This window comes from Streptomyces sp. NPDC052496 (genome assembly GCF_040679095.1).
Classification (GTDB): domain Bacteria; phylum Actinomycetota; class Actinomycetes; order Streptomycetales; family Streptomycetaceae; genus Streptomyces.
Genome location: NZ_JBFAUH010000020.1, coordinates 18,312 through 30,697, shown reverse-complemented (window position 1 = coordinate 30,697; position 12,386 = coordinate 18,312). Strand labels below are relative to the sequence as shown.

Here is a 12,386-nt window from a genome sequence, read left to right as displayed (position 1 = left end):
ACTCCAGGCAGGGCTGTCCCGACGACAGGACAGCCGGGCGGGAACGGCGGCCGGCTGCGCCTCCCGCCCCTGTGCCCCCGTTTCGTTCTCGCGGACCGGGCAGCCCGGTCCGGCGTCCGGCCGACAGGCAGCACGCCGCGCGCCGGGAGCGGGCCTCGGGAAAGCGGCCGTGCATTTCTGTAGTACGCGCGGGAAAAGCAGATCGCCCACCCGGCTCAGACCGTCGTCGGTGGCAGTCGGCTCATGAGCTCGGCGGTCGCGCGGTGCCGGCCGCATTCCCGGGCCGCGAATGACTGCTGCACCCGTTCACGGACCTCGGCGGGCTGCTCTTGGCTGAGTTTGAACATGCCCTCGGCCCCCGTCACCGTAATCCGGAAGGCTCCGACGCCAGGAACGATCTTACGGAAATATTCCACCGATTCGGACTGGTCCCAGCCGGCTCCGAAACGGCCCTCGAAGGCCTGTGCGGTGGCCCGCACCACGTCGAGTGTTTCCTCGGTCGAATCGATCGGTTCCACCGACCCGCGTACATGGACCGAGGTGAAATTCCAGGTCGGTGCCGCCGGTGTCACCTCGTACACGGTCGGCGACACGTACGCATGCGGCCCGGTGAAAGCCAGCAGCATGACATCCGTCGTCGCCAGTGCGTTCCAGTGGGGGTTCGCCCTGTTCAGGTGCCCGACCAGGGTGGCACCCGCCAGGTCGTCGGGCCACCCGCCGGGCGAGCGGGGATCCGGGATGACCGGCAGGTGCGTGGCGAACGGACCGTCGCCGGGACCACCGTTGCTCATCGCGAGCGCCAGCGGATTGTCACGGATCAGGTCGACCATCCACGAGCTGTCCGGTGCGCGGTAGTGAGGGGGTATGAACACGCGTGAATCACGCCTTCAGTGGTGAGCGGTCATAGCGCGGAACAAGTTGTCGAAGAGTACCCGAACTCCGCTCGCGGCCGCCGGAGTTGCGAGCTGCGCCTAATGCCGTCCTGTCGACAGGACAACGGTTGTCCGGGAGTCCGTACAGGTCTCTTGCAAAGGGCGGTACGCGCCATCTACGTTGACGTCAAGAAGGCTTTCCTGAATCAGCGCCGCTGCGCCACGAAGTCGCCCCGTCGAAGAATACGGAATCTCGAACACGCTGCACCCCACCGCCCGCACACCTCATTCACACGACTCACAGGACAGTGAGGGACTCAATTCATGCGTACGGGAGCACAAGTGATCCATGACGTGGTCGGCGTCGGCTTCGGCCCGTCCAACCTGTCCCTCGCCACCGCCTTGGAAGAGCACCGGACCGACGTCCCGGAACACCCGCTCACCGCCGCGTTCTTCGAGCGGCAGCCCGCGTTCGGATGGCACCGCAACATGCTGCTGCCGTCCACGACGATGCAGGTGTCCTTCCTGAAGGACCTGGTCACCTTCCGCAACCCGTCGTCCCGGTTCAGCTTCGTCTCGTACCTGCACGCCGCCGGCCGGCTGGCGAACTTCGTCAACACCCATACGTTCTTTCCGACGCGGCAGGAATTCCACCAGTACCTGGAGTGGGTGGAGGAGAACTTCTCGGACCGCGTCTCCTACAACTCGGAGGTCGTCGGGATCACGCTGCCGCCCGAGCCCGCGCCGGGGGCCGACCAGTACCTGCGGATCGAGGTGCGTGACCGCGGCGGATCCGGCACCCGGCTGGTCCACGCGCGCAACGTGGCGGTGTCGACCGGGCTGGTGCCCCGTATGCCGGTCGGTGTGGACCGGGACGACCGCGTCTGGCACAGCTCGGAGTTCCTGGACCGGTTCCGGCAGACGGACCTCCAGGACCTGCGGCGGGTGGCGGTGGTCGGCGCCGGCCAGAGCGCGGCCGAGATCGCCAGGTTCCTCCACGACACCCTTCCGCACACCCAGATCTTCGCGATCGTCCCGTCCTACGGGTACTCCATCGCGGACAGCACGCCCTTCGCCAACCAGGTCTTCGATCCCGAAGCGGTGGATCACTACTACTTCGGCACGGACCGCACGCGGGACGCCTTCTGGCAGTACCACAAGAACACCAATTACTCGGTGGTCGACGACGATGTCATCAGGGACCTCCACCGGCGGGTCTACGACGAGGACGTGCGCGGCAGCAAGCGCCTGCACTTCCTCAACCTGACCCGGGTGAGCGACGTCAAGCGGGCCGGCAACGAGACCCGGGTGTCGCTGGAGTCGCTGCTCGACACCGAGTCGCAGGAGCTCGACGTGGACGCGCTGGTGTGCGCGACCGGTTACGACGCCATGGACCCGAGCGGACTGCTCGGCGACCTCGACCGCTACTGCCTGCGCGACGCAGCGGGACGGTACCAGGTGGGACGCGATTACCGGCTCGTCACCACCCCGCCGCTGACCTGCGGCATCTACCTGCAAGGCGGCACCGAGCACACCCACGGGCTGACGTCGTCCCTACTCTCGAACATCGCCGTACGCAGTGGCGAGATCGCCCACTCCATCGGCCGGCGGCGCGCCGAGGAGGAACCGGGAGCGGCATAGGACGCCCGGTCCAGGCCGCCGTGCGTCCGTCGGCGGGCCCGGGCTCCCCCGCGTCTCGTAGGCTGAGCCGGTGACCTCTTCGCCGGAAGAACCGCAGCCACGTATCAGCGAGGACGACCGCGACTCGGCCGTCCGGCGCCTGCAACACGCGTACGCCGAGGGCGACATCTCGTACGAGGACCTGGACGAGCACCTCCACCGCGTGCTCTCCGCCACGTCGGTGCGCGACATCGAGTCGGCGCTGGCCTCGCTCCCGGCTGACACGTCGAACGCCGTGATCTCCGCCGCCGGCGGACGGCTCAAGCGACGCGGTAGCTGGCGGGTACCCAGGAACCTCAAGGTCGAGTCGGCCTTCGGGAGGGTGCACCTGGACCTGTCCCGGGCGGTCATCGAACACCCCGTGATCGACATCGAGTTGGCGCTGGGCACCGGCAGGGCCACGATCACGGTGCCCCGGGACGCGATCGTGAACGTGGACGGTCTGCAAGCCGGCTGGAAGGACCCGGTGTACCGCCCCCACCAGCAGCCACGGCCTGGCGGGCCGAAGATCCGGATTTCCGGGACCATGGGATTCGGACGCCTGAAGGTCCGCCACGCACGGCACTGAGTGCCGATCCACCATGGTCCAGCGGTAACGGCCCGGCGCAGCCCCTGAAGGTGCCAGGCAGGCACCTTCGCGCCTCGACTTCTTCCCCTGCGCCGGAGTGCGCTCGCCTCCGCGCTGTCCACCGGTTCCGGCTCGGCTCCGCATCCCTGCCGGACGTACAGGCGAAGACCCGCGCCCGGCCTGCCCTCTGTTGCCTTTCCCATGCCTTTCCCATGCCTTTCCCATGACGTGTGACCGGGGCGGCGGCGTCGGTGTCCCACGCCGATTCCCGCCACCCAGGGAGGACCCGAGATGACCGAACCCCTCCCCCTTTTGACGGGGTTGCCGATGACACGCCCCGCGGGCTGCCCGTTCGACCCGCCCGAGGAGCTGGCACGGCTGCGTGCGGAGCGTCCCCTGTCCCGGATGGTCTTCCCGGACGGGCACGAGGGCTGGCTGGCCACCAGCCATGCGCTGGTCCGCACGATCCTGGCCGACACGCGCTTCAGTTCCCGGTACGAGCTCCTGCACTCCCCGTTACCGGGAGAGGCCGCCATGGAACGCACGCCGCCGGCCCCGCCCGGGCTGTTCATCGGGATGGACGCGCCCGAGCACACCCGCTACCGGAGCCTGCTCACCGGCAAGTTCACCGTCCGCCGGATGCAGCAGCTGACCGAACGCATCGAGCAGATCACCACCGAGCACCTGGACGCCATGGAACGGCAGGGCCCGCCGACGGACCTGGTGGCGGCGTTCGCCAACCCCATCCCCGCGCTGTTGATCTGCGAGCTGCTCGGAGCCCCCTACGAGGACCGGGACTTCTTCCAGAGCCATGTGACGAAGGTGAACGAGCTCGACGCCACTCCGGAGGAGAAGCACGGCGCGTTCGGCGTGCTCCAGGAGTACGTCCAGCAGCTGGTGCTGGACAAGCGCGCCAGGCCCACCGACGACATGCTCAGCGACATCGCCGTCGGCGACCTCACCGACGAGGAACTCACCAATATCGGCGTCATGCTCCTGGGCGGGGGGTTCGACACCACCGCCAACATGCTCGGGCTGGGCGCCTTCGCCCTGCTGAGCCACCCCGGTCAGTTCGCCGCGCTGCGCACCGACCCGGGCCTCGCCGACCGTGCCGTGGAGGAACTGCTGCGGTACCTGAGCATCACCCACACCGGGATGCGCACCGCGCTGGAGACCGTCGAACTCGGCGGCCAGGTGATCAGACCCGGCGAGTGTGTGGCCGTCTCGGTCCAGGCGGCCAACCGCGACCCGGCGAAGTTCCCCGATCCGGACGTACTCGACCTGCGCCGGCAGTCTTCCGGGCATGTCTCCTTCGGCCACGGCGCCCACCAGTGCCTGGGCCAGCAGTTGGCACGGGTGGAGATGCGCGTCGCGTTCCCCGCGCTGGTCAGCCGGTTCCCCACGCTTCGCCTGGCGGTTCGCCCGGAAGAGGTGCCGCTGCGCACGGACGCGGACATCTTCGGCGTGCACCGCCTGCTGGTCACCTGGTAGGGCTGTACGCGTCGTCGTCCCGCCGATGTCCTGTCGGCGGGACGCTGTGCCTTCCCTCGCCGGCGCCCCTGACCCGTCGGCGCCACCGGCCCGGTCGCGGAACCCGGCGGGTCAGGACCTCGCCAGGTCGCGCAGCCGGGCCCGCGGGTCGACGGCGATCTCCTGGAGCACCCGCCCGAACAGCTCGCTCGCTTCCCGCGCCTGTTCGTGGCCGAACAGGGCCGGCCGGTACTGGAGTCGGAGGCGCAGGTGGGTGCCGTCCGGGTAGGCGAAGACGGTCACCGGGAAGTGGCTCAGGGTGTGCAGGCCGATGTCCGTGACGGCGATGCCGGCGGCCTCACCGGCCTCCGCGATGTGCGCGCGGTCCAGCGGGAACGACTCGAAGGCGACGAGGCTGTCGGACAGCGCCGTGAGCCCGGCGGCCCGCTGGATCCCGGAGAACCCGTAGTAGTGGTGGCCGAGCAGAGCGCCCTGCCGTTCCTGAAGTGCCGTCAGCAAGCGGACGACGGTCTCGCCGGGCTCGCAGGGGACGCGCACCGGAACGGTGTTGATGAACGTACCGACGATGGCATCCGCACCGGGCAGCCCGGCGGAGCGCCCGGCTGTCACAGCGGCGAACACCACGTCCTGACGGCCGGTCAGGCGGTGCAGGACGACGGCCCAGGCCCCCTGCACCAGCGTGTTCAGGGTGACGCCCGACTCGGCCGCGTGGCGTGGCAGCGCGCGGGCCGCGCCGGCGGGCAGCGGCACGTCGATCCGGCCGATGGCGAGCTGCCCGTCCGTGGCGGGGGCGGCACCGGGCGCAAGGAGTGTCGGCCCGTCCAGGCCGGCCAGCTCCTCGGCCCACACCCGCGCCGATTCCCGCGTGTCCTGCCGGGCCAGCCAGGCCAGGTGGTCACGGTAGCTGCGGGGCGCAGGCAGTGCCGAGGCGTCCCCCCGGTCGGCGTAGAGGCGCAGCAGGTCCTGGACGAGCAGTGCCAGGCACCAGCCGTCGATGTTGGCGTGATGTGCGGTCAGGACCAGCTCGTGGCGGTCCGCGGTCAGCGTGAGCAGTGACATGCGCAGCATCGGCGGGAGGCCGGGGTCGAGCTGTTCCGCGAGGTCGCTCGCCAGGAAGCGCTCGTGCTCCGCGTTCCGCACGGCCTCGTCGAGGCCGCTGAGGTCGAGCTGCCGCCAGGGCAGCTCGACGCCGTCCACCACGAGCCGGACGAGTTCTCCGTCGGGGCCCGGATCATAGGCGGCGCGCAGCGCGGCGTGCCGGTCCAGGAGGGCCTGTGCGGCGGTGCGCATACGGGCGGGATCCACCGGGCCGGACAGGCGCAGCAGGTACTGGACCTGGTACGTGTCGCGCTCGGTTCCGGCTTCTCGCGCCATCATCGAGTGCACCAGCAGGCTCATCGGCATGGGCGGCACCGGCCAGATGTCGGACAGGCCCGGAAAACGGTCCCACCAGTCGTCGATGTCGTCCTGCTCGACGGTGACGAGCGGTACGTCCGACGGGGTCATGCCGCCCGCGCCAGGCCGGGCGGCATGCCGGCCGAGGGCTTCGAGGGCCTGGCGCCACGCGTCCGCCAGATCCCGTACCGCGGCGGGCCGGAGGATGCCCTGCGAGGCGGTGATCCGGGCGTCGAGACACGGTCCGTCGGCGGTGTCGGTGATCGTCACGTCCAGGGCGATACCGGCTTGAGAGGGCTGGTGCGGGGCGCGGCTCGGGTCGGGTTCCACAGGCCGGGCCGGAAGGCCGGTGGCAGAGAAGCGGCCCCGGTGGCGGAACGAGATCTGCCCGCTGCCGTACCGCTGGAGGACGGTGGCGGTCTCGGGGTTGAGGTGGCGCAGCAGGCCGTATCCGATGCCCTGGCCGGGCAGGGTCCGGACCTGTTCCTTGACGGTCTTCAGGACGGTTCCGGCGGCCGGTCCGCCCGTGAACGCCTCCTCCAGGTCGGCTCCTGAGAGGTCCAGGCGGACGGGGGTGACGCCGGTGAGCGGGCCGACGGTGCGCGACAGGTCGGCGCCGGGCACGGTGGCTTCCGCCCGGCCGGATGTGTGCTTGCGGATCAGCAAGGCCGGTGCTTCCGCGCCGTACTCCCCGCGCACCTTCGCCACGGCCATCGCGAGAGCGGCGAGCAGCCCGTCCTCGACGTCGCAGCGGTAGGCGGCCGGAAGGGCGTTCAGCAGGGGCTCGGTGGTCGCGGTCGGTAGCCGCAGCCGGGTCTCGGACGGCGCGGGGTTCCCGTCCGCGGCCGGGCGGTGGCCGCCGGGCACCAGGCCGGGGGTCTGGACGATGGACTGCCAGCGTTCCAGTTCGGCGACGCGCTCGGGGCGCCGCGCCTCCTGCGCCAGGGCGTGGGCGTACCGCCGCACGGAGGTGGCCACGGGGGCGAGTTCAGGGGGCCTGCCGTCGCGGATCTGCTGCCAGGCGGCGGCCAGGTCCGCCGTGAGGATGCGCCAGGAGTCGTCGTCCACGACGAGCTGGTGCAGGACGGCCAGGAGTCGCCCGGTCCGCCCCGGCCCTGCGTCGAACCAGACGAACTGCGCCACTACGCCCGCCACCGGATCCAGCCGCCGCGTGGCGGCGTCGAGTTCGGCCTGGAGCCCGCACCGGCTTCCCGCCGGCTCGTCCTCCCACGGAGCGTCCTGAACCACGTGGTGGATCAGCGCGTCGGCGTCCACCGATCCCGGCGGGCCCACGACGAGCCCTCCGCCGTCGGTCTCCTCCAGGCGTATGCGCAGCATGTCGTGGTGGTCGAGCACCGCCCTCAGGCCGTCGGCGAGCTGCGCCCGGTCCATGCTTTCGGGCAGCTCCAGGAGCATCGCCTCCGCCTGCCGTGCCGAGTCCGGCCCGCGGTCCTGAAGGAACCGCGTCATCGGAAGGTGGGGCAGCCGGCCCGCTCCCCCGCCGTCCGGCTCCCCGGGCGTCAGGCCGTCGGCACGCCGCGTCGCGGCCACCGCCCCGGCAAGGGCGGCCACCGTGCGGAACTCGAAAATCTGCCGGGCGCTGACCTGCACTCCTCGGGCTCGGGCCGCGGTGGTGATCTGTACGGACTGGATGCTGTCACCGCCGAGTGCGAAGAAGTCGTCGTCCACGCCGACCCGGCTCACCGGGAGCACGTCGGCGAAGACGTCGGCGAGCACTTCTTCCAGAGGGGAGGCGGGCGGCCGGTAGGCAGCGCCGCGGAACTCGGGCCGCGGCAGCGCCGCCCTGTCCACCTTGCCGTTCGGTGTCAGCGGTATCGCGTCGACGACCAGCACCGCGCCCGGCACCATGCCCTCCGGCAGGCGTCTGAGCAGGAACGAGCGCAGCTCCGCCGGGCCGAGCCCCGGCTTCAGGGTGAGCGAACCTGTCGCGCCGGGACGCTCGCCTCCGCCGGGCACGTCGTCGGGCATCTCCACGACGTAGCCCACCAGCTGCTTGCCCCGGCCGTCTCCGCTGTCACGGGCGGTGACCACCGCTCTGCGCACCCGCGGATGCGCTTCGAGGGCCGCCTCCACTTCGCCGAGCTCGATCCGCTGGCCCCGCACCTTGGTCTGGTCGTCGCTGCGCCCCAGGTGTTCCAGTTGCCCCCCGGCGCCCACCCGCGCCACGTCCCCGGTGCGGTACATCCGTCCGCCCGCCGGTCCGAAGGGGTCCGCCACGAACCGCGTCGCGGTCAGCGCCCATCGCCCCAGGTATCCGCGCGCCAGGCCCGGGCCTGCCAGGTACAGTTCACCGGCCTGCCCGTCGGTGACCGGTGCGAGGCGGTCGTCGAGCACATACACCCGCATGTCCGTCATCGCCGTGCCGATCGGTACGGCGCCGTCGCTGAGCGGGGTGCTGAACGTGGCCCACACGGTGGCCTCCGTCGGCCCGTACGCGTTGACGAAGCTGCGCCCGGGCCCCCATTCCGTCACCAGCCCCGGCGTGCACGCTTCACCCCCGATCACCATGACCCGCAGCCGGTCCAGCGCCTCCGCGGTGCCCGGGGGCAGCGTGGCCAGCACGCTCGGCGGCAGCGTCGCATGGGTCACGCCGTGCGCCACGAGGACGTCGGCCAGGTCCGCGCCGATCAGGCGGTCCCGTGGCGGCACCACCAGGGCCGCCCCTGTGGTCAGTGCCAGCACCAGGTCCCACACCGACATGTCGAAGCTCAGCGAAGCGAACTGCAGCACCCGCGCGCCCGCCGCGCCGCCGGGCCCGTCGAGGCCACCGACCCGCAGGGCCTCCGCCCGCAGCGCCGCGAGCCCCGTATGGGTCACGGTCACGCCTTTGGGCCGGCCGGTCGAACCCGAGGTGTAGATGACGTACGCGGCGTGTGCCGGGCGCAGCGGCGCTCGCCGGTCCGCATCGCCCGGGTCCGTCTCCGCCGCCCGCCGCCAGGCCGCCGCGGTCGACGGGGCGTCCGCCGGTACGAGGTCCGCGTTCAGGCCGGCGGGCAGCTGCCGGGCCGTGGCCTCAGTGGTCAGCACCAGCGCGGGAGCGGCGTCGTCCGCCATGTGCGCGATCCGCTCGCGCGGGTAGCTCAGGTCCCAGGGCAGGTACGCCGCGCCTGCCTTCAGGACGCCGAGCAGCACGGCGAGCTGTTCGGCCGAGCGCGGCAGCGCCACCGCCACCAGGTCTTCCGGGCCGATCCGGCGGCCGATCAGCCAGTGCGCGACCCGGTTCGCGCGGACGTTCAGCTCGTCGTACGTCCAGGAGTGACCGGCCGCCTCGACGGCCGGCGCGTCCGGTGTCGCCCGGGCCTGCTCCTCGAACAGTTCTGGAAAGGTGGCCGGGACGACGGCCGTGCCGGCGGGCGGCGCCCCGGTGCTCGCTCCCCGTAGCTCGTTCACGGATCCTCCTGATGCGTACTGCGCTACGAGGCCGGGCGCAGGAAGACCGGCAGGCTGCTGTAGCCGTGCAGGAAGTTGGAGTGGATCGGTCTGGCCGGACCGGCCGGTACGGCCTCGGCGACATGGGTACGCAGTGCGGTGAGCAGGGCGGACAGTTCGGCGCGCCCCAGGAACGCGCCGGGGCAGAAGTGTGGGCCGTAGCCGAACGACAGGTGCTTGTTGGGCGTGCGGCCCAGGTCGAAGGTGCCGGGGTCGGTGAAGACCGCCGCGTCGTGGTTCGCCGAGCTGTTCCAGAGGGTGACGACGTCCCCGGCGCGTACGGTCCGGCCGCCCACCTCGACGTCCTCCAGGGCGCGCCGACCGAAGTGCATGGCCGGGCTCACCCAGCGCAGCACCTCCTCGACGGCGGTGTCCACGTCGGCCTCACCGGACTTCAGGCGTCGCCACTGCTCCGGGTGCTCCATCAGTGCGCGCATGCCGCAGATCATGGAGAGTCTGCTGGTCTCGTCACCGCCGATGATCACGCTGTAGCAGTTGAAGATGATCTCCTGCTCGGTCAGCGGCTCGCCGTCGATCACGCTCGTCGCCAGGACGCTCACCACGTCGTCGCGCGGGTCCTCGCGCCGCTCCCCGGCCAGTTCCGAGAAGTAGTAGAGCAGTTCGTTGCGGGCGACCAGCGCCTCTTCCGCGGACTGGCCCTGCTCTTCGGTGCTGAGCGCTTCCTTGGTCAGGGACAGCAGATAGTCCCGGTCACCAGGGGGTACCCCGAGCAGGTCGGCGATGGTGGCCATGGGAATGTGCTCGGCGACGTCCTGGGCGAAGTCGCACTCGCCGTTCTCGACGGCGTGTCGCACCAGCCGTTCGGCGCGCTCCCGTACGCCGGCGACGACCGGCTGGAGGACGCGGGGCGCGAACGCCTTCAGCAGGATGTTGCGCAATTCGCGATGGCGGTGCCCGTCGGTGACGGCCAGCATCTTGCCCGCGGCCGAGTCGCCCCCTTCCAGGAGGGTGGTCAGGACATTGCCTCGCTCGGAGGTGAACCGCTTGTTGTCCCGGTAGACGTTCAGTACGTCGTCGTAACGCGAGAGCACCCAGAATCCGGGCACGGCACGGCCGTGGACCTCATGCCAGTGGACGGGGCTTTCCGCCCTGAACCGGGCCCACATCTCGGCGAGTTCGGTGCCGGGCGCCAGAAAGGTGCGCGGATCGGTGAGGTCGGTGTCGTTGACGGTCAAGGTGGTCATGGTCAGCGCCTCGCAATTCGACTTTCGCCGGGGACACCGAGAACCCGAGAGGTGCGGATTGCCTGCCGGGGTCCGTAACGCAAGCAAGTCGGGCCCCGTCCGGTCAAGTTACGGTGAGGACGGTCCGCTGCCTTTTCACGGCAGTCACCGACCGCGCCAGGCCGGCGCTTGACTTACTCGTTTCGAGAAGTTCTGCTCGGATCCTCGGTCCGCGGTGTCCTGTCGCCGGGACGGAGGCACCGTCTGCGCCGGGTTCTCCATTCAGCGGCGGGCGGGTATGTTCGGGTGAGCTCTGCGCAGGGCACGCCGACCTGACTTTCGGCGTCTCCATTTCCCGCCGAGCGCGGGGAGGCGGCGGCACGGACCGCCGATCACTACTTCAGGGAAACTGCGGCACTTCGCTTCGATTCCGTCTTTCGTATTCCGCGCAATGTGCCGGGCACCGGCCTGTCGGACGAGTTCTGCGCGTCGGCTGCGGACCGGCAACGGCCCGGATATCCGGGTGAGTCCACCAGCAGGAGGAGGGGGAGCATGGCACATTCCACGACCCGTCGGCCCCATGTCTCGTCGAGGGCCGCGGCGCTGCGGGGAAACAGTCTGAGCGATCTCCTGCTGCTGGCCCGCGAGCGCGGCGCCATCGACCTGGCACTCGGCATCCCCGGGTATCCCGAGCCCGCCGGTGACATCATCGAGGCGGCCCACGAGGCGATGCGCAGCGGTCACAACCAGTACGCCCACCCCTCCGGCGACCTGCTGCTGCGGGAGCGGATCGCCGCCACGCTGCGGCCCCCGGCCGATCCGGAGACCGAGCTGACGGTCACCGTCGGCGCCACCGAGGCGCTGTGCGTGGCGCTGCTGTCCACCGTCGATCCGGGTGACGAGGTCGTACTGCTCGACCCGGGCTACGAGCAGTTCAGCGCGGCCATCGCGCTGAGCGGCGCGACACCACGGTACGTCCCGCTGCACGCGCCCGACTGGCGCTTCGACCCGGCCGAGCTGGCCGCCGCCTTCTCCCCCCGTACCCGTGCCGTGCTGCTGAACTCGCCCGCCAACCCCACCGGGCGGGTGCTGACCCGCCAGGAGCTCGGCCAGATCGCCGAGCTGGCCGAGCGATGGGACACCACCGTCATCTGCGACGAGGTGTACAGCAGTTACGTCTTCGACGGCCGGGACCTGACATCGGTCACCGAGGTGCCCGGGCTCGCCGAGCGCAGCATCGTCGTGGGTTCGCTGTCCAAGAACTACGCGATCAGCGGCTGGCGGCTCGGCTTCCTGCGCGCGGATCCCGCCCGCACCGAGACGCTGCGGCGCGTGCACGAGGTCACCACCCTGGGCACGGCGGCGCCGCTGCAGATCGCGGTCGGCCTTGCGGCGCTCTCCGCGGACCTCCCGGCGGCGGGCCAGGAGATGGAGCGCCGCCGTGACCAGGCCCTGGGGATCTTCACCAGGATGGGCATGAAGATCACTCCGGCCGAGGGCGGCTGCTTCCTGTTCGCCGACATCAGCCCGCTGACCGGGGGCCGCCTCGACAGCAGGGCCTTCGCGCACGAACTGCTCGACGACACCGGCGTCCTGCTCGTCCCCGCGGGCCCCTGCTTCGCCGAACCGGAGCGGGGCGCGCAGTACGTGCGGATCGCTTTCAACCGGCAGGCCGAGCTGCTGAGCGAGGTCGAGCGCCGGATATTCGGCGCCCGGGCCGCCGGCAAGTAGAGAGAGGTTCTCCTG

The 12,386-nt window shown here is 71.0% G+C and carries 7 protein-coding genes; 4 read left to right on the top strand and 3 right to left on the bottom strand.

What is annotated here, in order from left to right; translation table 11 throughout:
- Window positions 1-215: 215 nt before the first annotated feature.
- Window positions 216-872, bottom strand: coding sequence for an FMN-binding negative transcriptional regulator (locus tag AB0L45_RS25345; protein ID WP_365843656.1), 657 nt, complete (start codon window positions 870-872; stop codon window positions 216-218).
- 324 nt (window positions 873-1,196) lie between these two features.
- Here AB0L45_RS25345 and AB0L45_RS25340 point away from each other — a divergent pair, with 324 nt between their 5' ends.
- From AB0L45_RS25340 to AB0L45_RS25330, 3 genes are all read left to right on the top strand, one after another.
- On the top strand, window positions 1,197-2,513 hold the full coding sequence (locus AB0L45_RS25340; RefSeq protein WP_365843654.1) for a SidA/IucD/PvdA family monooxygenase: 1,317 nt from the start codon (window positions 1,197-1,199) through the stop codon (window positions 2,511-2,513).
- Window positions 2,514-2,583: 70 nt separating this feature from the next.
- Complete coding sequence (locus AB0L45_RS25335) at window positions 2,584-3,120, top strand: DUF1707 domain-containing protein (RefSeq protein ID WP_365843652.1); 537 nt, start codon at window positions 2,584-2,586, stop codon at window positions 3,118-3,120.
- Window positions 3,121-3,411: 291 nt separating this feature from the next.
- A complete protein-coding gene (locus AB0L45_RS25330; RefSeq protein WP_365843650.1) occupies window positions 3,412-4,611 on the top strand; it encodes a cytochrome P450 in 1,200 nt (399 codons plus the stop codon).
- Window positions 4,612-4,722: 111 nt separating this feature from the next.
- Here AB0L45_RS25330 and AB0L45_RS25325 read toward each other — a convergent pair whose 3' ends face one another.
- Together AB0L45_RS25325 and AB0L45_RS25320 are read right to left on the bottom strand one after the other, a co-directional pair.
- The gene (locus tag AB0L45_RS25325) at window positions 4,723-9,417 is read right to left on the bottom strand and encodes an amino acid adenylation domain-containing protein (protein WP_365843648.1); all 4,695 of its coding nucleotides are present in this window, start codon (window positions 9,415-9,417) and stop codon (window positions 4,723-4,725) included.
- 23 nt (window positions 9,418-9,440) lie between these two features.
- Window positions 9,441-10,667 carry a cytochrome P450 gene (locus AB0L45_RS25320; protein WP_365843887.1) on the bottom strand — a complete coding sequence of 409 codons (1,227 nt, stop codon included), beginning with the start codon at window positions 10,665-10,667 and terminating at the stop codon, window positions 9,441-9,443.
- A gap of 525 nt (window positions 10,668-11,192) precedes the next feature.
- On the opposite strand from AB0L45_RS25320, the gene AB0L45_RS25315 reads away from it, so the two are divergent.
- Window positions 11,193-12,371, top strand: a complete 1,179-nt coding sequence (locus tag AB0L45_RS25315; RefSeq protein WP_365843646.1) for a pyridoxal phosphate-dependent aminotransferase — start codon at window positions 11,193-11,195, stop codon at window positions 12,369-12,371.
- The last annotated feature ends 15 nt before the right edge of the window (window positions 12,372-12,386 follow it).